This is a genomic window from Olsenella profusa DSM 13989 (genome assembly GCF_030811115.1).
Classification (GTDB): domain Bacteria; phylum Actinomycetota; class Coriobacteriia; order Coriobacteriales; family Atopobiaceae; genus Olsenella_F; species Olsenella_F profusa.
Map to the genome: position 1 here is coordinate 1211186 of NZ_JAUSQK010000001.1, position 22749 is coordinate 1233934.

Sequence of the window (22749 nt, forward strand, 5' to 3'; positions counted from 1 at the left end):
GAAGCGGGAGCGGCGTGCTACGGCTACCAGACTTCCCTGTGGATGCGGCCACGGGGAAGCTCATCTAGGGCGTGGGACGCGGGCTCCTTGGCGGAATGGCCGAGGACCAGCAGCGCCTCGAGCTCCATCTGGTTGGGGAAGCCGAGGCGTTCCCTGAGGAATGCCATGGTCGAGACACCCTCCTTCTCGGAAGGGCGCAGGCGCACCTGCAGCCAGCAGCTGCCAAGGCCCAAGCTAAAGGCCATGAGATGCATGTTCTCGAGGGCGACCGAACTGTCCTCGATGCAGGTATCTGACTTCGTGGTGTCGCCGAGGACGGCGATTGCGGCGGTCGCGGTCTCTAGCATCGCAGGTCCACCCCTGCGACAGCCGATCAGGCCATGGATATGGTCAGGGTCTTGGATTGTGATGAAGTGCCAGGGGCGGATGCCCTTGCCGGTGGGAGCCAACATGCCGGCCTCCACAATCTGTCTGATCTCATCGTCACTCACAGGCTCGCCGGTGAACTGGCGGACGCTTCTGCGTGCCAGGAAGGTGTCCATGAGGCTCATGGTGGATCCTTTCCGTTGGGGGGTGGCTCGATGTTGTGTTCTGTATAGCGCAATCTGTTGGGCGGCGCACTGTCTGGCAGGATAGATTCTGGTAAAAGCTGAAGGGTCTGTCACTGCAGGCGCCGCGCTCCTGATGCCGTTCGGGCCCTGCGGGTTGAGCATGTTCCCGCGGACGGTCGGCCCTTCGACGCTCGCCGGCGGGAAGCTGCCGCTCAGCGGGTTGGCTCCCTGCGAGGCTGTGTGCAGGACCGTGATCTTACTAAGTCTACCTGCACATCTACAGCACAGGAAAGCGAAGAGCCCTTTTTTGTCCCCCGAGGATAAGCTGGTGGTGTGACCTCCGAATGATACTTGCCGCGTCAAGGGGAATCGGTAAGGCACGCCTCCGCTCCCTATTGAGATGTTCCAAATCCAGATACGTCTCGTATCGCTGTCCAGTCTCGTATCGCTGTCCAAGGGAGTGCACTGATGAGCGTTTCCGTACAGGATGTCTCCAAGACTATCGATTGGCTCGCACAGTATGGCTACCAGGGCGAGGATCAGGGTATGGTGCGTCTGCTTTACACGCCCGAGTGGCGTGCCGCGCAGAGTGCGCTCAAGGAGAGGTTCGAGCAGGCGGGCATGGCCGTAAGGTTCGATGCGGTGGGCAATCTCAAGGGCACCTTCGCCGGGTCCGATTCGGACGCCGGCATCGTTGCTTCGGGCTCCCATGTGGATACGGTCGTGAACGGGGGCAAGCTCGATGGTGCCCTCGGTATCGAGGCCGCCCTCCTTGCGACGATGGACCTCGTCGCGACCCATGGCCAGCCGAAGAAGGGGCTTGCCGTCATCAGCATGGCGGAAGAGGAGGGGAGCCGCTTTCCCTATGTCTTCTGGGGTAGTAAGAACCTCTTCGACCTCGAGGACAATGCCCAGATGACAGACATTATGGATAAGGATGGTGTGAGGTTCGTCGATGCGATGCATGAGTGTGGATTCGACTTCAACCGTGGACATGACCCCTTGATGGACGGAGTTACGAACTGGCTCGAGCTCCATATCGAACAGGGCAACACCCTCGAGATGGAAGGAAGGCAGGTAGGCATCGTCCACGGCATCGTGGGCCAACGCCGCTATGACATCCATCTCAAAGGCGAGGCGAACCATGCCGGCACGACGATGATGCGCTATCGCCATGATGTGGTGCAGGCCTATGCGAAGGTCGTCTCCCAGTCTATCGAGAAGGCAAGGGCCGCAGGGGATCCACTCGTCCTCACCTTCGGCAAGGTCGAGGTCAGGCCCAATGTCGTGAATGTCGTGCCGGGCGAGATGACCTTCACGATGGACTGTCGCCATACGGACAAGGACTTCCTGGTGAGCTTCTCGGATGGTATCGTCTCCGACATGCGCGCCATCTGTGCCGACATGGGAATCGAGATCGAGGTCGACAACTGGATGGACGAAGACCCGGTGCCTATGGATGATGGGATGATCTCTGTCATCCAGAGAGTCTGTCAGGAGCGGGGTCTCAATGCCCTCGACATGCATTCCGGCGCCGGTCATGATTCTCAGATTATCGCGAGGTACATTCCGTCCGGAATGATCTTCGTTCCCTCCATCAGGGGTGTCAGCCACAATCCGGCAGAAGCCACGAAGATGGAGGACATCAAGGAGGGCATCGATGCCCTCGAGGCCACTCTCTACGCGCTTGCGTACTGATGGCCTTTGGCTGGCGGCAAGGAGGCGAGGCTGCTATGACATTCGAGGATCAGATCATCACGGCAGCTGTGGTGCAGAAGCTCGAGGGGCGGGGCTACAACGACGATATCCTGCCCAAGCAGACATCGGAGCGCACGATGGGTGCCAGGAACTTCTTCACGCTGTGGATGGGGTCGGTGCATAACGTTCCAAACTACAATGCGGTGGCCGGCTTCCTCTTCCCCGTGGCGGGTGGCCTCGTGCTCGGCCTGCCTCCGATGGGCGTGATGCTCGCAGTCGCCTTGGCCGGCGCCATAGTCACGGCATTCATGGTGTCCAATGGCGTGGCAGGGTCGAAGTATGGCATCCCCTTCGCGATTTGTCTGCGTTCGACCTATGGCAACCTGGGTGCCAAGCTGCCCGGGTTCCTGCGCGGCTGCGTTGCCGCCATCGGCTGGTTTGCCGTACAGACCTATCTGGGCTCCAAGGCGCTCTACATCATCCTCGTGAGGCTCTTCCCCGCCTTTGCCGATATTGCACCCGGTGTCGATATTCTGGGCATCAGTGTACCAGGGCTCGTTGCGTTCATGGTGTTCTGGCTTGCGAACGTCGCAATTGGCATCGGTGGGGGTAGCGTTCTCAATAAGTTCACCGCCATCTTGAGTCCCCTCATCTATGTACTCGTGATTGGCATGACCGTCTGGGCTGTCGGAGCCGCCGGTGGTATGGAAGGCATCCTTTCCTATCAGGTCGTGACCACAGGTGCCGTGAACCCCGTCTTTGCCTACTTCGTTATATTCAGCTCGGTATTGGCTGTCTGGGCAGCACCTGGAGCGAGTGTCTCGGACTTCACTCGTGATGCGACATCGACCAGGGCGCAGGCGAAGGGACAGGCGTTTGGCCTTGTCGTAGGCTATGTGGTCTTTGCCATCTGCTCTGTCATCATCATGGTTGGCGGTTCCATCCATGATGGCGTCCAGTATCTCGACATTCTTGAGCTCATCGGCAACTGGAGCTCGAGCCCGGCTGTCATCTTTGCAATGCTGTGCTTTCTGCTCTCCACCATCTCGACCAACGCAACGGGCAACGTCATTCCGGCTGCCTTGCAGCTCTCGGCCCTCCTTCCTGACAGGATTGACTACCGCAGGGGCATCCTCATCGCCAGTCTCGTGAGCGTCGCGATTCTGCCTTGGAAGCTCATGGAGGGCGGCGGCATTGCGACCTTCCTCAATACGATTGGTGCCGTGCTCGGCCCTGTGGCGGGCTGTATGATGGCAAACTTCTATCTTGTGAGAAGGCAGCGGCTCGATCTCAACCAACTCTATATGAATCCAGCTGCCGACAACACAGGCAACCCATACTTCGGCCTCAAGAAATCGGCCTATGCCGCGACGCTCATGGCTCTCATCCTCTGCCTTCTCGGTCATTTCATACCGGCGCTCTCGTCTCTCTCGAACATTTCCTGGTTCGTCGGCTTCCTCTCGGCAGCCATCCTCTATGTCCTGCTTGAGCGGCTGGAAAGAAAGGTTTGAGTCCTGTCTCGCTTCTACCTGTCTTGGGTGCGATCCGGACGCATCCAGGCTGAACCGACTTGCGGCGCCATGGCTCCGTCTGCAAGCGTTCGTGTACGTGCCGAATAACCCCTCTGATTGAAAGGACTCCTCATGACTAATGATTGTGTTATCAGGCATGGTACGGTCATCCTCGAGGGCGGTGAGGTCATCTGCGACGTCGCCGTGAAGGATGGGAAGATCTCCCAGATTGGCCAAGACCTTGCGGGTGCCGAGACCATCGACGCCAGTGGGCTGGTCGTCTCGCCGGGCATGGTCGACGGGCACGCCCATATCACGAGCATGGGTGGTGGCTACCGCGATGAGTGGGAGGGCTATGAGACGGGCACGGCGGCCTGTGCCAAGGGAGGCATCACCACAATCGTCGAGATGCCGCTAAACCAGATCCCCTCCACGACCGACGGGTCATCGCTTCAGGCCAAGTATGACTCCGGCAAGAATCAACTCCGCGTGGACGACGCTTCGCTCGGAGGCTTGGTTCCCTTCAACCTCGGCGGTGGCATCCAAGAGCTTGATGAGGGCGGCGTCTGCGGATACAAGTGCTTCCTTGCCACCTGTGGCGACCGTAGCATCGAGGGTGACTTCCAGAATGTCGACGACTACTCCCTCTACGAGGGCATGCGGCAGATTGCGAAGACTGGCAAGGTGCTGAGCATACACTGCGAGAATGCTGCGGTCACCGATACCCTGGGGGAGAGGGCAGTCGCAGCAGGCGCCCACACGCTCAAGGAGTTCGTGGAATCCCGTCCAGTCCTCACTGAGGTGGAGGCGGTGCGCCGTGCCATCTTCTTTGCCAAGGTGACGGGATGCCGCATCAACATCTGCCACTGCACCTGCTTCGAGGCGGTCGAGGAGGTTATTCGTGCCCGCGAAGAGGGGGTCGATGTGACCTGCGAAACCTGCCCGCACTATCTCTACTTCACGACTGACGAGCTCGATGCGATCGGTGCCACGACCAAATGTACGCCACCGATTCGTGACAAGGCCGAGCAGGAGGGGCTTTGGAGGCACTTGTTCGATGGTGGACTCTCGATGGTCGTCTCCGACCACTCGCCTTGCACGCCTGACCTTAAGGACAAGGCGAACCCCTTCGATGCCTGGGGTGGTGTCTCGAGCATCCAGACCTGCATGGACGTCATGTTCGACGAGGGCGTCCAGAAGCGTGGCATGAGCCTCGAACGCTTTGCTCAAGTCATGGCGGCGGACGCGGCCGACCGCTTCGGGCTCACGCAAAAGGGGCGCATCACGGTGGGCAAGGATGCCGACCTTTGCCTCATCAAGCCGAACTCTCCCCATACCCTGAAGGCCGAGGACCTGGAGTATCGCAACAAGATCAGCCCTTGGATCGGTCGTACGATCGGCTGCCAGGTAGTTCGCACCATTCTACGCGGCACGACCACCTATAGCCTCGAGGGGGGCGTGACCTCCTCCCACGACGGAACATTCATCCTCGTGTAGTCTGACAGACGGTCTGAGAACCTGTTCCACCAAGGCCGGGGCTCTTGGGGCCCCGGCCTTGCAAGGCCAAGGAGAGTTTCGATATGTCATCATCCGCAAAGCCTGCTGCCTCTAGCTGGAAGCGCCTTGTTATCGTCCTGGCGCTGGGTTGGGTCGTCATCTGGATATCCCGGATGATGTTCACGCCAATCTACCCGGTTCTGAGCGACTTCTTCGGCGGTGTCAGCAACACGCAGCTCGGTGCCATTTCGAGCCTCTATTTCTTGGGCTACGTGGTGATGCAGATACCCTCGGGCATCCTGGTCGACCATTTTGGCATGAGACAGGTCATCGTGCCCGGCTTCATCGTCTTCATGGCGGGCGTTGCCGTCATGGCGACAGCGACCACGCTCCCTGTGCTCTATGTAGGGTCCATCATCTCGGGTGCAGGTTGTGGCACCTTCTACGGCATTGCCTATACGATCACGAACGTCTTCGTCCCGAAGGACAAGAAGAGCCTTGCCACCGCAATCGTGAACAGTGGCACCGCTATCGGCTCAGGCGTAGGACTTGTCTCGGCGAGCCTCCTTGTGGGGACGCACATCGTCTCCTGGCAGGCGCTAGTCGCCTTCACGGGGTTCCTTGCCCTCATCATGGCCCTCGTCTTTGCACGGGCTCTGCCGGGGCGCATCTGCGAGATCGATGCGGAAGAGGAGGAACTCGCCGAAGGGGAGGAGACAGGACGCGTCGGGGGCCTGAGGAGACTCTTCCGTCCCCAGATGGTCGCCGCCTACATCGTCTACTTCTCGGCGCTCTATGCGTACTATCTGATCAGCACCTGGCTCCCGAACTTCCTCGAGACCGAGCGAGGCTTTGCCAACTCCTTCACGGGCATCGTGAGCTCGCTCGTCTTCTTTGCGAGCATACCGGGAGCACTCGTCCTCAGCCGGCTTGCCGATAGGATACCACAGAGTAAGGTCGCGCTCATCGTCCTTCTCCAGGCCGCTGCCGCCATCACCCTCTTCCTGATGGTGCAGCCCTTCCCGAGGCCCCTGATAGTCGCCTCCATCGTGCTCTATGGGCTTCTGGGTAAGCTCACGGTCGAGCCTATCATCATCAGCTGGCTCGGGGACTTCGCCCCGAAGGGTAGCGTCACGACGACCTTTGGCGTCTTCAATTTCTCCGGCATGAGCGCTTCGGTCTTTGCGCCGGCAGTGACCGGATCTCTGACCGACTCCTTCGGCTCGAGCGTCTATGGCTACTACCTCGCTATCGTTATCGTGGTCGTCTTCACGGCTTCCTTCCTGGCGATCGGCCGTCACGGTACGGGAGCGGTCTCTACGATCCGCCGATGATGTGTCCCCAGCCGAGGGCACGACAGGAGTAGGGGTCTCGCGAATCCCCTCTGCAGCGACAGAGTGCCTGCGGCAGCTCCGGCGTGCCTGTCAGACAAGGATAGCTTGGGGCGGAAAAGAATCCATAATCTTATCCATAGGAGATAAGTCACCCAGCTAGGTAGACACGTACTATGGACTTGCCACGAAGGATAGGGGACATTCATTCTGCGAAACGCCTGGATAGGGTATCCAGGCATCCGAGCCGAGGAGAATCTCATGAGCTACATCAATAACGTTACTGGCTACCGCAAGGATATTCTCGAGACCCGTTCCGAGGTGCACAAGGGCGCCTGGGCCCTCATCGAGCCTGACGGCATCGTCAAGAACGTGATCCCGGGCTTTGTGGACTGTGACACCACCATCCTCGGGTCCCCCCGTCTCGGGGCGTCGTTCGTCGACTACGTCGTGACCGTCCACGCCGGCGGTGGCTGTGAGGCCGGCTTTGGCACCGAGGGCGTCGAGGTGTTCCTCTATGTCTTCAACGGACATATGGAGATTGGCAACGAAGAGAGGCGAGAGACCGTCACCGATGGCGGTTACATCTTCTGCCCCGCCGGCACCAGGCTCACCTTCAAGAACGTTGGCGACGAGGACGCCTTCTGCTTTCTCTACAAGCGCGTCTACGAGCCGCTTGAGGGCCATGAGGCCCACACGGTCCTCGCGAACATCAACGATGTGGACTGGGCCGATTACGAGGGCATGACGGACGTCCGCTGCAAGGACTTCCTGCCCTCCGCAAATGACCTCGGCTTCGACATGAACATGCACATCCTCTCCTTCAAGCCGGGTGCCTGCCATGGCTACATCGAGACTCACTACCAGGAGCACGGCGCCTACGTCTACTCCGGCGAGGGCATGTACGTCCTAGGCGACAAGTGGGTGCCCATCAAGAAGGGCGACTACCTCTACATGGATTCCTATGTGCCCCAGGCCTGCTACGCCATGGGCCGTGGAGAGGAGTTCGCCTACATCTACTCCAAGGACTGCAACCGCGACCCTGAGCTCTGAGGTCGCTCCGATTGAGTGGGGATTGCCCATGCTGAGTACCGTCATCAAGAGGAACAGCTACCAGGACTCCATCAACCTGATGCTGCTCACCAATGCGCTCAATGCGCTGCCCGGTGTCACGAAGAGTCAGATCATGATGGGCACCGATGCCAACAAGGACATCCTCGAGGGTGCGGGCCTCCTGACCGACGAGGCGGCGGCAGCCTCACCCTCCGACATGGTCATCGTCGTCGACTCCGAGCGCGAGGAGACGGTGGGTGAGGTCCTGGCCGAGACCGAGCGCTTCCTCTCTGACCTTTCCGTGAGGGGGGATGCCTCCCAGCTCGCCGAGGTGGAGAGCTGGGACGAGGCCCTTGGGGCCATGCCCGACGCAAACCTCGCCCTCTTCTCCACGCCGGGCGAGTACACCGCGCCCGAGATCGGGCATGCCCTCGACCTCGGTCTCAACGTCTTCTCGTTCACGGACAACATCAGCCTCGCCGACGAGGCGAGCCTGAAGCGGAAGGCACATGAGAAGGGCCTCATGCTCATGGGTCCCGATTGCGGCACCGGCATCATCAGCTCGACTCCCATCGCCTTCACGAACGTGGTCAGGCCCGGCCGCATCGGCATCGTGGGCGCCTCCGGCACGGGCATCCAGGAGGTCACCTGCATCATCGACCGCCTGGGCGAAGGCGTGACCCATGCCATCGGCACGGGCGGGCGCGACCTTTCCGGCGCCGTGGGCGCCATCACCGTCATGGATGGCATCTCTGCCCTCGAGCATGATAGGGAGGTCAAGGTCATCTGCGTCATCTCCAAGCCACCCGCGCGGGAGGTCCGTGACAGGGTGGTTGACCTCCTTGAGCGCTGCACCAAGCCAGTCGTGGCCATATTTCTGGGTGAGAGGCCGGAGCACCATCTCGGCAGGGTCTATCTGGCCCACACCCTCGAGGAGACAGCCAGGATCGCGGTCGACCTCGCAGAGGGAAGGCCGGTCAAGAGGAACTACCTCGAGCCGCTCGGCTTTACGTGCAAGGACCCACTCCCCGAGGGCAGGACCGTGGTCGGCCTCTATTCGGGCGGCACCCTGGCGAATGAGGCAGGCATGCTCGTCTCCGAGGCGCTGGACCTCGGTGGCGTCGTGAAGGAGGACGGCTACATCCTCCATGCGAGTGGCTACGACGTGATCGACCTCGGCGACGACGTCTATACCCAGGGTCGTCCGCACCCCATGATCGACCCCGATGTCCGCATCGACCACATCCGGAAGTACGCCCGCAGTCCGCGTGCCGGCGTCATCCTCTTCGACGTGATGCTTGGCTATGGCTGCCATCCTGACATGGCGGGGGCCCTGGCTCCCGTGATTCGCGAAGAGCTCTCCGTCGCCCGCAAGGAAGGCCGCGAACTTCACTTCGTGGGCTCGGTCACCGGTACCGAGGCAGATCCGCAGGACTACCAGAAATCCTTTGCGGAACTCCGTGCCGTGGGTGTCCATATGGAGACCTCCAACGCCCGTGCCGTCCGCTATGCCCTGGAGCTCAAGGGCGTCCACCTCATCGAGGCGGACCGCACTTCCGTCCCCTATGAGCCGAGCTGCAAGGATCCAGTTCCCGAGCCCTCCGAGTCCGTACGCGAGCTTCTCGATGCCAAGCCTCGCATCATCAATGTGGGTGTCGAGTCCTTCAATGACTCCCTGCGTGCCTGCGGTGCGAGGTCCGTCCAGTACAGCTGGAAGCCTATGGCTGGCGGCGACAGGCACCTGATCCATCTCCTTCAGGGGCTCAGCGAACACGAGGAGGAGATCGACGAGGCAAACGACGTCGTGATTGGCCGCTTGCGTGACTCGCAGCCCTTCCTCGTGGATGTGGTGCCTGCCAAGGGCGAGATTCCCGAGCTTGCGGGCAGGGTCATCCTTCATGCGGGTCCCCCGATCGAGTACACCCACATGTCCGACCCCATGCAGGGTTCCTGCGTTGGCGCCGTCCTCTTCGAGGGCTGGGCAGACAGCGAGGAAGATGCCCGAAGGCTCCTCGAATCCGGGGAGGTTGCCTTCAAGCCCTGCCACTCCGCGCACGCCGTCGGTCCCATGGGTGGCATCACGACGGGTGGCATGGCGGTGCTCAAGGTCGTGAACAAGGTCGACGGCACCGTGGGCTTCTGCACCATGAACGAGGGAATCGGCAAGGTCCTGCGCTTTGGTGCCTACGACCAGGAGGTCATCGACCGTCTGCACTGGATGGCGGACGTCCTTGCCCCCGTGCTCTCGGCGGCGATCTGCTCGGTTCCAGGCGGCCTCAACATCAATCCTATGATCGCCAAGGCCATCACGATGGGAGACGAGTTTCACCAGCGCAACATCGCCGCGTCCCTTGTCTTCCTCAAGACTGTCGCACCGCTCATCACCGTGCTTGATTGGGACCAGGGAGAGAAGCAGGACGTCATCCAGTTCCTTGCCGACACCGACCAGTTCTTCCTGAACATCATGATGGCGGCGGGCAAGTCGATGGTGGACTACGCCCGCAAGTACGAGCATGGCTGCGTCGTCACGACGATGGCGAGAAACGGCGAGAGCTTTGGCATCAGGATTGCCGGCATGGGGGACGAGTGGTTCTGTGCGCCCGTCAACACGCCCCAGGGCCTCTACTTCACCGGCTACTCTGCCGAAGATGCGAATCCCGACATCGGCGACTCCGCCATCACTGAGACCGTCGGTGTGGGTGCGATGGCGATGATCGCCGCCCCGGGCGTCACCCGCTTCGTCGGTGCCGGTGGCTTCGAGGACGCCATCCGCTATTCCAAGGAGGGCGAGAGGATCTGCATCGCCCACAATCCCAATTGGACGATTCCTACCTGGGACTTCAAGGGCACGAACCTCGGCATCGACATCCGCAAGGTCGTGGCGACCGGCATCACGCCGACCATCAATACCGGCATTGCGAACAAGAGGGCCGGCCTTGGCCAGATCGGTGCCGGTACGGTCCTTGCCCCCATGGGCTGCTTCACCAAGGCGCTCGAGGCCTATGCGGCAAAGCATGGCATCGAGTAGGCAGGGGACAGCCATGGGGACACAGGCGCGAATCTCCTCCTCCCTTGTCCCCCTAGGGGGGGATTCGCTTGCCGGCGTGGTCGTGCAGGCCTTTGCCCATGGAATGGACGTCCAGCCCGATCAGGGTCGGCTCTTCTACGTCGGCGGGCATGACAGGCCCCTCTCCTGCATTGGCCTCCAGCTCCCCCAAGGACAGACCGGCCTGCTTCTTGACCGGGCCCGTATCGGTGATGAGGTGCGCATAACCTCGCGGGGACTCTTCCTGACACGTGGCAGCCGTCCGCTCCTGCGCCTTGTCTGGACGGAGCTGGAGACGGTCCGCCTCTCCCTCACGTCCCAACTCTCCCCGGAGGGGCGCAGGCGCGTGGCTTCGGCCGTCGCGCACGCTGATCCCCCACTTTCCCCAGGGCTCGCCATCGACACAAGCCTGCTTGCTGCCCTGCGGGGTCTGGCAGTGGGGGAGGCCGCCAGGGAGGATGCCATCTTCTGGCTTCTTGGCCGGGGGCTGGGCCTCACCCCCTCGGGAGATGACATCCTCTCCGGTTTTGGCCTGGGCCTTCGTGCCCGGGGGGACGAAGGGGACCTTGCCGCCTTTGCAGGTGCGCTCCAGCGCATGCTCCTCATCCGGCACACCACGCCCGTAAGCGAGGCCTACCTGGCGGCGATGCTCGAAGGTACCTGCAACGAGGGATTTCTCGAGCTTCTTGAGGCGGCACAGGAAGGGAGGCCGCTCGAGGGTGCCCTTGCGGGGGCCAGGTCCTACGGCCATACCTCGGGGGACGATATGCTTCTTGGTCTCTATGCCGCATTCGCACGTCGGGCCCCCTCCCCCTCCTTGTGGGGATGGGGCAACAGCCTCTGGCGTCACACCGTCATCGGCAAGAACGGAGGAGCCCATGCCTACGACGCACCCCGAGCGCATCGTGATCGCCCTCGGCGGCAATGCCATCCTGACGGATGACCCCTCGGCAGAGGCGCAGATCAGGGCGCTTCAGAGGACCTGCGCCCACATCGTCCCCCTGGTTCGGGAGGGCAAGGAGATAGTCATCACACACGGCAATGGCCCCCAGGTGGGAAACCTGCTCCTGCAGCAGGAGACGGGCTCCTCTGCCAGGAGCCCCGCCATGCCGCTCGACACCTGTGTCGCAATGACGCAGGGATCGATCGGCTACTGGACCGTGCTGGCACTCAAGACCGAGCTCAAGCGGGCGGGCCTCGACCACAGGGTCGACGTGCTCATGACAACGACGTCGGTTGCGGCGGACGATCCGGCCTTCAGGCACCCGACCAAGCCGATAGGTCCCTTCCTCACCGAGGAGGACGCAAAGGCACAGGCGGCGATTGATGGCTGCACCTACATAGAGGACGCAGGCCGTGGCTGGCGTAAGGTCGTGCCCTCGCCCCAACCGCTCGACGTGCCCGGCTCCGCCTGCGTCCCGGCGCTTGTCAAGCGTGGCGACATCGTGGTCTGCGTCGGAGGCGGCGGCATCCCGGTCGTCGAGACCGAAGACGGCTTCCGCGGCGTCGAGGGTGTCATCGACAAGGATCTCACGGCAGAGAAGCTCGCTGAGATCGTGGATGCAGACAATCTCGTGATCTGCACGGGCGTGGACAATGTCTGCATCGACTTCAACAGGCCGACCCAGCGTGCCTTGGGCGAGGTCTCCGTTCCGGAGCTTGAGCGCTACATCGATGAGGGCCAGTTCCCACAGGGGAGCATGCTTCCCAAGGTCGAGGCCTGCATCCGCTTCGTCGAGTCCGGTGCGGGTCGCGCGGCCACGATCACCTCGCTCGGTCGCCTGCGTGACCTGAGTCAGGGCGCCGGCACCCGTATCGTACGATAGTCACCATCTTGAGAGAAAGGACCTGACATGCTCGTTGCACGTGAGGAGCTCAAGCGGCTCATGAAGGGGAAGTTCATGGTGGCAGGCCTCCATGAGGGGCATGCTGACGAGATGGCAGAGGTGCTCACCTGGTCGAGCGAACGGGGTCTTCACAGCCACGGAGAGGTGCGTGTCGAGTACTACGCCGAGCGCATCTCCAAGGGTGGTATCACGATAGACCCAAGATGGGACTGGGAGCAGACGGGTCCCTGCTCGGGCATCCTCGATGCGGACAATGGCTGCGGCTATCCCTTTGCGATCCTAGGCCTCAAGAAGGCCATGGAGCTCGCACGGGAGCATGGCCTCGGCGTCGTGGGCGTGAAGAACATCTCCCACTCGGGAGCCTTGGGATACTACACCGAGATGGCAGCGAAGAGCGACCTCTGCTGTCTCACGATGTGTCAGTCCGACCCGATGGTCATTCCGTATGGTGGCGCGGAACCCTTCTATGGCACGAATCCGATCGCCTTCGGCGCTCCGACGGCAGACGAGCGCTTCGTGAACTTCGACATGGCGACGACGGTGCAGGCATGGGGGAAGATCCTCGATGCCAAGAGCGCCGGTCGCCCCATCCCCGATGACTGGGCCGTCGATGCGGATGGCAAGCCGACGACCGACCCCCACAAGGTCAATGCCCTGCGTGCCATTGCGGGTCCCAAGGGCTACGGCCTGATGATGGTCGTCGACATCCTCTCCGGCATCCTTCTGGGCATGCCCTCCGGCAAGAACGTCTCCTCGATGTACCACGACCTGTCTGAGGGCAGGAACCTGGGCCATCTCCACATCGTGATCGACCCGTCCCGCTTCTGCGGCCTGGACGAGTTCAAGCGCCATATGTCCCAGACTCTGGATGAGCTGGCTGCCGTGAGGCCGGGCCCGGGCTTCGACAAGGTCTACTATCCTGGCGAGCGGGCGCTCATCCGCAAGGCCAAGTGCGATGCAGTGGGTGGCATCGAGGTCGTGGACGACATCTATGACTACCTCATCTCCGACAAGCTCTACATCCACAGCTGGGACCACAGGAACCGTTTCGCCGAGTAGGGCACAGGCAGGCAGGAGGATTCCGAGACGTGTGCCACGGGCACCGGCACTCACGGGAATGCCTGTTTTCAGGTGGTCATGGGTGCCAAGGTGTCCAGGGTGTTCGAGGCGCTGATGCCCCTGCTCGACCCCTCCTGACGCACGGCACGGAGAAGGACGGCTCCGGTGCCCCCACGGTACGGGACTACCGCGGCTGGGGCGACAGGATCCTCTCGACCGTCGCCAGGATGTTCACGCCCCTCATGCCCGCCATCGCGGCGGCTGGCCTCGTCAAGGGCGTCCTCACGGCCGTCTCGCTGATCTTCAAGCAGCGGGGCATCGACATCACCACCAACGACACCTATGTGCTGCTGTATGCCGCCGGCCAGGTCATCTTCTACTTCCTGCCCATCTTCCTGGGCTATACGGCGGCCAAGGCGCTCAGGTGCAACGAGATCATCGCCATGGTCCTCGGGGCCTTCCTCCGCTATCCGCAGGTCGACAAGCCCATCCAGGATGTGGGAACGGCGACGACGATCTATGGCATCCCCGGCGTCAAGGCGACGTGGACGATCGGCGAGTCCACCAAGGTCTTCAGCTACACCGAATCCGTCATTCCCATCCTGCTCGCCTTTGCGGGCGCCGCCAACTTCGCGCAGGGCGGTGCAGCCCCCGGTGTGTGGCTCAAGACCAAGAGCGAGGAGATGAGGGGCGTCTCCCTGTCCGTCATGATCTCCGCCGTGCTCGTGGGCATCACCGAGCCTGCCATCTACGGCTGCAACCTGCGCTTCAAGTGGCCCATGGCCTGCGCCATCATAGCTGGTGCCGTGGGTGGGGCCATCATGGGCTTCGGCAACGTCTTTGGCGACGCCTTCGCCACCAACGGTGTGCTGACCATCTTCACGTACGCCTCCTTTGGTATCGCACAGTTCGTGTTCTACCTGGTCGGATGCGCCGTTGCGTTCTTTGGCGCCGCAGCCCTCACGGCCGTCGTGGGCTTTGAGGAGCTCACCGACGAGGGGATGGAGGTCTAGGCATGGACGGTATGGGCGCGAGCTTTCCCCAAGGCTCCCTGTGGGGCGCATCGTCCTCTGCCTTTCAGGTGGAGGGGGTATGGGACGAGGATGGCAAGGGCATGACCGTCGCCGACGTCGACTCCTTCAAGCGCTCCGACCGGCAGGCCGACACCAGGATCGCCAGCGACCCCTATCATCGTTGGCGCGAGGACATCGAGCTCATGACGCAGCTGGGGCTCAAGGCGTACCGCTTCTCCATCGCGTGGGCGCGCATCGTGCCCACGGGTGACGGAGCGGTGAACCCCGCGGGCCTTGCCGTCTATGACCAGGTCATAGACTGCCTCCTTGGGCATGGGATACAGCCGTTCATGACGCTGTACCACTTCGATTTGCCCTACGCCCTGGTCGAGAAGTACGACGGCTGGGCCGACCGCCGCTGCGCCCTTGCCTTCGAGCGGTATGCGCGCATCTGCTTCGAGCACTTTGGCGACCGGGTGAGGTATTGGCAGACCATCAACGAGCAGAATCTCATGGTGCGCGTCGACGCGCGGATGAACATCGACAGCCCCGATCCCCTTGAGGCGGCTCGCCTGCGTGCCCAGATGGACTATCACATGTTCCTGGCGCACACCCTGGTGTACCGTGCCTGCCATGAGCTGGTTCCGGGGGGCCAGGTGGGCCCTGCCATCTCGTCCACATGCACGTATCCCCTGACCAACCGCCCCGAGGACGTATGGGCGGCGCGCATGAACGATCATCTCAAGAGCGTCTATGCGCCCAACATGTACCAGTCTGGCCACTACGATGGCCTCTACCTGCGCTATTTGAGGGAACGTGGCATTGTGCCGCGCACCTTCAGGGGGACGGCCAGACGCTTGCCGAGGGTGGCATGGACTATCTGGCCGTCAACTACTACCGCACGCTGTGCGCGAGCCACCTTCCTGCTGATGGTGACCATCCGGCCGGCTCCAGGGCCTTCCGCGGCAACGAGATAGACTTCGACCAGTATGGCTGGTGTCGTGACGAGAGGAACGAGAGCCTCGCGGCAAGCGAGTATGGGGCACAGATCGACCCGATGGGCCTACGCATCGTGCCCAACGACTACCATGCTCGCTACCACGTGCCCATGATCGTCACCGAGGACGGCCTGGGCATGGCGGACGAGGTCGCGCCCGATGGCTCCGTGCACGATCCCTATCACATCGACTACCTGCGGCGGCATATCGAGGCCTGCGCGCTGGCCCTGGGCGACGGTGTGGAACTCATGGGCTACTCGCCCTGGTCGTTCACTGACCTGCTGAGCTCGCACCAGGGCTTTCGCAAGCGCTATGGCTTCGTCTACGTCGATCGGGACAATGGGGGAGAGGGCAGCCTTGCGAGGACGCTCAAGGACAGCTTCTACTGGTATCAGAGGGTCATTGCGTCCCAGGGGAGGGACGTGCTCCCATAGCGCCCCGGTGGTTCCCGTGGCAGGGGGGAGTCGTATGCAATCTTGAGCCAGCGTTTGGGGAGTCGTTCGCAAACTCGGATGACCCCTCTTCGTAAAGTTGCAGGTAAAGGAGCTGCAGCTACTTTTTGGAGCGGAAAAGTCAGCCCAAAATCGCGAACGACTCCCGAGAGGATTGCGAACGACTCCCGGGAGGGTTGCCTACCTCAGGCGGCGCTCCTATCTCGTTGACTCGAGCCAGTTGACCGCACAGGGCAGGATGCGCTGTTGCGGAGCCTGCTCTCCGGCGATCAGCTGCGCGAGCATCGTGCAGGCCAGTTTCCCTTCCTCCTCGACGGGCTCGACCAATGTGGATATGGAGGGGGATGCGAGGCGGGTCCACTCGGCATTGTTGAGCCCCAGGAGGCCGACCCGCTCCGGAATGAGCTGGCGCATGGAGAGGAGTGCCTCATAGGTACGGGCGAGGGCCCATTGGTGCATGCAGAAGACGAGGGTTCTTCTGGACGGGTTGAGGGTGTATTCGAACTGATGCCGCAGCTCGGTGAGGGATGGCGCCTGATGGGAGATGGCGATATGCCGGAAGGGGCGTCCGTGTTCCTCCAGCGCGTCAGACAGCCCCCGCAGGCGCTCGGAACGGGTGCGCATCTCCTCGACATTCGCTGCCAGCACCACGAACTCCTCGTATCCCTTGGCGATGCATGAGCTGGTGACGTCATAGACGCCACCGTAGAGGTCCGTCTTCACCCAGGTGCTCGTCAGGTCGATGAGGTTGAAGTCATAGAAGACCACGGGCTTTCGCGCCCGCTTGATGCGCTCGTTGATGGCGCGGTAGCGCTTCGTCGGCTGTATGGCAAACCCGTCAACCCCGAGCGAGAGCATCTTCTCGACATAGTCATGCTCCACCTGAGGATCAAAGTGCGTGTCACAGACGACGGTCTGAAAGCCGCGTCCATATGCCTCGGTCTCAAAGCCCGAGACGAATCGTCCGGCCCATGCATTGGTGTTGTCCTCGAGGAGCACGGCGATGACCCCCGACTTGACGTTCCCGAGCATGCGCGCCTGTGCATTCGGCACATAGCCGAGCTCTTGGATGGCCTGCTCGACGGTCCTGCGCGTGCCTTGGCTCATGCGGTCGAACTTCCCATTGAGATAATGGGAGACGGTTGCGGTGGAGGTATGCGCCGCGCGCGCCACGTCTCGTATGGTCACGCGCTGGCCATCCATGGCAATCCCTCCAATGTGCTGGCATGGGAGCAATGATAGCGGCAGGAACGTAGGGCTCCCCTGTGGTTATGCCCAGTCACCGATGCTCCCATCTTTCTGTTGACATTCATATCACTTTGTGATTCACGAGCGTGCAGAATATGTCAATCGTTTAACTAAAATACAAAATTCTGGATAACAAAGACATATACAGAATAAATATTGATAGACGTCTCCATCCAATTCAAGATAGGCATCGAACGACCAAGCGTTTGGCAATGGCTGCCACTCGATCCGGACGCGCGTCAGTGTGTGATCGCACTGCTCGTAGGGGAGGGGAACATGAGACTTGTTGCCGTATGCGCGTGCACCGTTGGCATCGCACATACCTATCTGGCAAAGAAGGCCATCGAGAAGGAGTGCGCACGGCGCGGGATAGACTGCAAGGTGGAGGCCCAGGGCGGCCTGGGCATCGAGAACGAGCTCACGCAGGACGAGGTCGATGGGGCGGACGTCGTCCTGCATGCCATTGACGTTGGCATAGAGGGAGACGACCGCTTCGAGGGCATGCGGGGGAGGGGCCGCTTCCTCAAGGTGGGCACCGCGGAGGTCATCTCTGACGCCTCGGTCGCCGTCGACCAGGCGGTTGCCTTGGCCGAGGCGGCCGCCGAGGTCGAGACGTCCGATGGGGTACGGCAGGGCATCTTCGCCAACATGGGGCGCGACCTCCTGAACGCGTTCAACACCGGTGTGTCGTACTTCATCCCGGTCGTCGTCATCGGTGGCGTGTTCCTGGCGTTCTCGCTGGCATCGGGCCAGGCGGGCAGCTCTGGCATGGAGGTCACCAACCCCTTCATGCAGAACCTCAACCTCATCGGCATGGCGGGCATCAGCATGATGATCCCCGTGCTGGCCGCCTACATCGCCTACTCGATTGCCGGCAAGCCTGCCCTCGCCCCGGGCTTCGTCCTGGGCTACCTGGTCAACAACCCCGTGCCCGTGGGTGAGACCAACGTCTCCACGGGCTTTCTGGGCGCCATGATCATGGCCGTCGTGACGGGCTACTTCGTCCGCTGGATGAAGACGTGGAGGACGAACGACACCGTCCGCACCATCATGCCCATCCTGATCATCCCCATCCTCACCTCGCTGGTCCTTGGCCTGCTGTACATCTACGTGCTTGCGGGTCCTCTGAGCGTCGTCATGGTGTGGCTCACGGACGTGCTCGGCAGCCTGCAGGGCGGTTCGGCGGTGGCGCTCGGCCTGGTCATTGGCCTCATGACCGCGTTCGACATGGGCGGTCCCGTCAACAAGACCGCCTCCACCTTCACGATGGCACTCATGACGACGGGCGTGTACGCTCCTAACGGCATGTTCCGTGTCGCCGTCGCGGTGCCTCCCATCGCCTGTGGCATCGCCTCGCTCGTCGCGCGCACCAAGTTTGATGACGCGGATCGTCAGATGGGCGTCTCCGCCATCTTCATGGGCTGCATCGGCATCACCGAGGGCGCCATTCCCTTTGCCGTCAAGGATCTCGGGCGCACGCTTCCCGGCATCATGATTGGCTCCGCCGTCGGTGCAGGGCTGGCGGCGCTGCAGGGCATCGAATGCTACGTGCCCCACGGTGGCTTCATCGTCGCCCTCGCCACCAGCAACATCCCTCTGTTCTGCCTGGACATCGTGATTGGCGCGCTGATCGGTGCGGCAGTTCTGGTTGCCATGAAGCCAAGGCTGCAGGAACGGTGAGGGCGAGTGATTCCAGCCTGACGGTTCCGTTCATCCCGTGTTCGTCCAACAGCAATCCGTCGCCCAAGGCGATGGGGAAGGGGGCTGCCATGCCTGGCAGGCTTTCAATCAAGCAAGCGGTGCGGGGAATGCTCAAGCTTCAGGATTCGGGTGACCATGCCACGATGATCGGCATCGGCCCCATGTCGCCCAACCTGCTGCAGGCGGCGTTCGAGCTCGCCCGCGACGAGGACTTCCCCCTGATGTTCATTGCCTCGCGCAACCAGGTGGACATGGACGAGCTGGGTGCGGGCTACGTCAACCACTGGGACCAGAGGCGCTTTGCGGCAGACATCAGGAAGGCCGCTGACGAGGTGGGCTACGATGGCCCGTACTACCTGTGTCGTGACCACGGCGGTCCGTGGCAGCGTGACGAGGAGCGCAACGCGCACCTGTCCGAGGACGCGGCCATGGAGATCGCCCGCAGGTCCTTCGTTGCCGACATGGAGGCGGGCTTCGACCTCCTGATGGTGGACCCCACCAAGGATCCCTACCAGACCGGCAAGGTCATCCCCCTAAAGGTCGTGCTGCGGCGCACCGTCGACCTCATCGACTACCTCGAGAGGTACCGTTACGAGCACAACCTGCCCGAGGTTGCCTATGAGGTGGGCACTGAGGAGACCAACGGTGGCCTGACCACGACGGACACGTACGAGGAGTTCATCTCCCAGCTCAAGCCCGAGCTCGAGAGGTGTGGCTGCCCCATGCCCACCTTCATCGTGGGACAGACGGGCACCCTCACGCGCCTGACCGAGCAGGTGGGCCACTACAACTACCGGAACGCCCGCGAGCTGGCCGACATGGCCAAGCGCTATGGCGTGGGCCTCAAGGAGCACAACGCCGACTATCTGGATGACGTGACCCTGCTCGAGCACATCCCCGCCCACGTGACCGCCTCCAACGTGGCTCCCCAGTACGGCACCGAGGAGACGCGCGCCTACCTCAAGCTCTGTGACGTGGAACAGCTGCTTGTTGACAACAACCTCTGCGGCGATCCCTCCGACCTGCGCCATGTGCTGCTGGTCAAGGCGATCAAGACGGAGCGCTGGCGCAAGTGGATGTGCGGCGGCGACGTCAACCTGCAGGTGGACGACATTCTCAAGGACGAGGAGCTGTCCCTCCAGATCCTGGACATCTCCGGCCACTATGCCTTCGATGACCCGGAGGTCAAGGAGGAGCTTGCCACGCTCTATCGGAACCTCGCGGCGCAGGGCATCGATGGCCAGCGCTTCGTGATCGAGCACATCAAGCGCCCCCTCAGGCAGCATGTCGTGGGCCTCAACCTCACGGGTGTGACCACGCGCATCAAGGACGTGCTGTAGGTCCCGTCGGTGCCGGTGGGTGGATACCCATGCGAGGCGTAGCACAGGGGGGAAAGACGTCATGGAACGATCCGTCACGGAACGAAACGTGCTGCTGCACCAGCAGACGGCAACCGGGGAGGAGACCCTGCGCATCATCTCGGACTACCCCATCGCCTTGGCTGCCGCCGACGACGCCTACGAGGTGTACGCCGGCTTCCTCGCGCGAGAGGAGGTCGACCAGACGGACATGGTCGAGGGGTTTGCCATTCCCCACCGCAAGACCGATGCCGTGAAGCGGGCGACGGTCATCGTCTTCAAGAACGACCGGAAGCTCGCGTGGCCCTCCCTCGACGACGAGTCCGTCGACATCGCCATGGCGCTCCTGGTCCCTGGCCAAGAGGCAGGCACGAAGCACCTGCGCCTGCTCTCGAAGACGGCGGTGCTGCTGATGGACGATGGGTTCAAGAAGCTGTTGTGCGAGGGGGATGACGCCACGTTTGTCGCTGATGCCATCAACACCGAGTTGGAGCGGTAGCCTCGTCCGTCCATCGCGGGAGTCGTATGCAATCTTGATTCAACGCTTCGGGGGTCGTTCGCAAAAGCGGACGGCTCCTCTCTTATAACGCTACAGGTAGAGGAGGTGCGGGTACTTGTGGAGCAGCGACATCGGCCCGAAAAATGTGAACGACTCCCCTGAGGATTGCGAACGACTCGTCAGACAGATGCGATGCTACCCCATGCCGCCGAGGATCGTGGCGAGCGCGATGACGACACCCACGATGGACTCGCCGCCGAGCACGCCGGATGCCACAACGATGCCATCCCCCTGCGGCACATCGTCGGCCCGCTCGTCACCTGCCTGCGACCTGTGCCGTGCATGCCCATCAAGGACGAGCTTGACCAGGCCTCCCAGGAACGCGGGCACGCTCATGTAGAAGGGCAGATAGACACCGAGGCCCATCATGATGGCGGGAAGCCCCATGCAGTAGAGCACGACGCCGCTCGCCAGTCCCATGGCAAACGCTGGCACGCTGGGCACGCCCGTCACCATTGTCGCCACCACGCTTGCTTGGGTCGAGACAAACTCCTTGCCCAGGCCAAACGCATCGGCTCCATAGGCGGTCCGTATGGCGACCATGGTGGCCACAGAGACGAACACACCAACGGTGGCGCCGAGGGCCTGCGCCTTCCATAGCACGCGTGGGTTGTTGCCCAGCAGCGCCCCGGTCTTGAAGTCGGCCATCACGTCACCGGCAAGTCCGCAGGTCACCGTGATGATGCCTGCCACAAGGAAGAGGCCGACCTGGGACAGGCTGGAGACCGTCGCCACGCAGAGCAGCACGATGAGGCCGAAGACCTCCATGGGGTCCACGCCCGTCTGTCCCACGGACTGTGCGCTCATGGTGGTGGTCACGAACGAGAGCAGCACGATGAGTACGGTCGGCACGGGGCCGAGTCCCAGTCCCACCCCCACGATGAGGGTGGCTGCGGCCACAAGAAGCGCAAGCATCCCGATGTCTCGGTGTCCCTTGATGTCGCCCGTCCAATCGTTCCTACCTTCGGGGTCCGAGCCGCCCATCCTGCGCGATCCGAGTAGTCGTGTGATGACCAGGCGGTACAGCACATCCTTCACGACGACTCCCAGGCCTGCTCCCATCATGAGACCCATGCCCAGGCTGCGTACGATGCCGCCGGCGGCCTCCACGCTCCACAGGCCCAGGCTGCTCGCACCCACGACAAGCCCAAAATTTGCGAACAGTGCCGAGGCAAGCCAGAACGATACGGGCACAAAGCCCACGAGAAAGCCCATGGAGAGCCACATGGGCGAGTTGTTGAGGCCAAACGCCACCCCCGGGATATCGAGGGCGAAGAGGCGTGCCGGCAGGAGGTGCATCCCGTCACGGAGCACCGCCCAGGCACCGGCGATCCCCATGGACGCGAAGAGCCTCCGCCCCGTGGAGCCACCCTCGCGGGCTGCCTTGAGAGTCTCGGCAGCGGCGGTGCCTATGGGATACTCAAGGTCCGAGTTGTCCACGAAGCGCCTGCGGATCAGCATGGTGCATACCAGGCCCAACAGGGTGCCTGCGACTGCCACCATGAGCATCTGCATCCAGCCTATGCCATCCGAGAGCCCCAGCATCCATGCCCCCGGTATGGTGAAGGCGAGGCCGCCCGCCACCATGGAGCCGGCAGACATCACGATTTGGGTGACATTGGCCTCGGTCACGCTGTGGCGCCCGCAGGCGCGCAGCACCAGCAGCGCCGTGATGGAGGTGAAGATGGTGGGCCAGGGGAGAGACCCCAGCTTGAGGGCCGTGTAGGCCGATGCAGCCGTGAGGATGACACACCCCACGATGCCGATGACGAACCCAGGCATGCTGAGCTCGTCGCGCAGACGCGCGCCACGCGGTTCGTCCATAGC

The 22749-nt window shown here is 62.3% G+C and carries 18 protein-coding genes; 15 read left to right on the forward strand and 3 right to left on the reverse strand.

The genetic code is table 11. The annotated features are described in order from the left end of the window. Window positions 1-23: 23 nt before the first annotated feature. Window positions 24-551, reverse strand: a complete 528-nt coding sequence (locus J2S71_RS05630; RefSeq protein ID WP_307389488.1) for a nitroreductase family protein — start codon at window positions 549-551, stop codon at window positions 24-26. A 468-nt stretch (window positions 552-1019) separates the two neighbouring features. Here J2S71_RS05630 and allC point away from each other — a divergent pair, with 468 nt between their 5' ends. From allC to J2S71_RS05690, 12 genes are all read left to right on the forward strand, one after another. Beyond that, the gene (allC, locus tag J2S71_RS05635) at window positions 1020-2249 is read left to right on the forward strand and encodes an allantoate deiminase (protein WP_307389491.1); all 1230 of its coding nucleotides are present in this window, start codon (window positions 1020-1022) and stop codon (window positions 2247-2249) included. Window positions 2250-2284: 35 nt separating this feature from the next. Next, window positions 2285-3760, forward strand: a complete 1476-nt coding sequence (gene allW, locus J2S71_RS05640) for an allantoin permease (RefSeq protein ID WP_307389495.1) — start codon at window positions 2285-2287, stop codon at window positions 3758-3760. Between the two features lie 132 nt (window positions 3761-3892). Beyond that, complete coding sequence (allB, locus tag J2S71_RS05645) at window positions 3893-5257, forward strand: allantoinase AllB (RefSeq protein WP_307389499.1); 1365 nt, start codon at window positions 3893-3895, stop codon at window positions 5255-5257. 83 nt (window positions 5258-5340) lie between these two features. After that, window positions 5341-6591: an MFS transporter gene (locus J2S71_RS05650; protein ID WP_307389502.1), complete on the forward strand. Its 1251-nt coding sequence runs from the start codon at window positions 5341-5343 to the stop codon at window positions 6589-6591. Between the two features lie 258 nt (window positions 6592-6849). Next, the gene (gene allE, locus J2S71_RS05655; RefSeq protein ID WP_307389504.1) at window positions 6850-7641 is read left to right on the forward strand and encodes a (S)-ureidoglycine aminohydrolase; all 792 of its coding nucleotides are present in this window, start codon (window positions 6850-6852) and stop codon (window positions 7639-7641) included. A gap of 28 nt (window positions 7642-7669) precedes the next feature. Beyond that, window positions 7670-10669, forward strand: a complete 3000-nt coding sequence (locus J2S71_RS05660; protein WP_307389506.1) for a bifunctional FdrA/YlbE family protein — start codon at window positions 7670-7672, stop codon at window positions 10667-10669. A 13-nt stretch (window positions 10670-10682) separates the two neighbouring features. Next, complete coding sequence (locus J2S71_RS05665; protein ID WP_307389509.1) at window positions 10683-11630, forward strand: oxamate carbamoyltransferase subunit AllH family protein; 948 nt, start codon at window positions 10683-10685, stop codon at window positions 11628-11630. Then, the gene (arcC, locus tag J2S71_RS05670; protein WP_307389511.1) at window positions 11566-12513 is read left to right on the forward strand and encodes a carbamate kinase; all 948 of its coding nucleotides are present in this window, start codon (window positions 11566-11568) and stop codon (window positions 12511-12513) included. The genes J2S71_RS05665 and arcC overlap by 65 nt, the downstream gene beginning before the upstream one ends. Window positions 12514-12540: 27 nt before the next feature. Further along, window positions 12541-13593, forward strand: coding sequence for an ureidoglycolate dehydrogenase (allD, locus tag J2S71_RS05675; protein WP_307389514.1), 1053 nt, complete (start codon window positions 12541-12543; stop codon window positions 13591-13593). Between the two features lie 227 nt (window positions 13594-13820). Continuing rightward, complete coding sequence (locus J2S71_RS05680; RefSeq protein ID WP_307389516.1) at window positions 13821-14606, forward strand: PTS transporter subunit EIIC; 786 nt, start codon at window positions 13821-13823, stop codon at window positions 14604-14606. A gap of 2 nt (window positions 14607-14608) precedes the next feature. Then, on the forward strand, window positions 14609-15583 hold the full coding sequence (locus J2S71_RS05685; RefSeq protein WP_307389520.1) for a glycoside hydrolase family 1 protein: 975 nt from the start codon (window positions 14609-14611) through the stop codon (window positions 15581-15583). Further along, a complete protein-coding gene (locus J2S71_RS05690; RefSeq protein ID WP_307389522.1) occupies window positions 15478-16038 on the forward strand; it encodes a family 1 glycosylhydrolase in 561 nt (186 codons plus the stop codon). Before J2S71_RS05685 ends, J2S71_RS05690 begins: the two co-directional genes overlap by 106 nt. Before the next feature lie 216 nt (window positions 16039-16254). Here the strand turns inward: J2S71_RS05690 and J2S71_RS05695 are convergent, their stop codons facing one another. After that, window positions 16255-17259 carry a LacI family DNA-binding transcriptional regulator gene (locus J2S71_RS05695; protein WP_307389525.1) on the reverse strand — a complete coding sequence of 335 codons (1005 nt, stop codon included), beginning with the start codon at window positions 17257-17259 and terminating at the stop codon, window positions 16255-16257. Between the two features lie 321 nt (window positions 17260-17580). Between J2S71_RS05695 and J2S71_RS05700 the strand changes: the two genes are divergently transcribed. The 3 genes from J2S71_RS05700 to J2S71_RS05710 all read left to right on the forward strand — a co-directional run bounded on the left by J2S71_RS05700 (window position 17581) and on the right by J2S71_RS05710 (window position 20862). Next, the gene (locus tag J2S71_RS05700) at window positions 17581-18984 is read left to right on the forward strand and encodes a PTS fructose transporter subunit IIC (RefSeq protein ID WP_307389528.1); all 1404 of its coding nucleotides are present in this window, start codon (window positions 17581-17583) and stop codon (window positions 18982-18984) included. Window positions 18985-19073: 89 nt separating this feature from the next. Beyond that, window positions 19074-20345, forward strand: a complete 1272-nt coding sequence (locus J2S71_RS05705; RefSeq protein WP_307389530.1) for a class II D-tagatose-bisphosphate aldolase non-catalytic subunit — start codon at window positions 19074-19076, stop codon at window positions 20343-20345. A 61-nt stretch (window positions 20346-20406) separates the two neighbouring features. Beyond that, on the forward strand, window positions 20407-20862 hold the full coding sequence (locus J2S71_RS05710; RefSeq protein ID WP_307389533.1) for a PTS sugar transporter subunit IIA: 456 nt from the start codon (window positions 20407-20409) through the stop codon (window positions 20860-20862). A gap of 195 nt (window positions 20863-21057) precedes the next feature. On the opposite strand, the gene J2S71_RS05715 is transcribed toward J2S71_RS05710, so the two are convergent. Then, window positions 21058-22746, reverse strand: a complete 1689-nt coding sequence (locus J2S71_RS05715) for an OPT/YSL family transporter (RefSeq protein ID WP_307389535.1) — start codon at window positions 22744-22746, stop codon at window positions 21058-21060. Window positions 22747-22749: the final 3 nt, after the last annotated feature.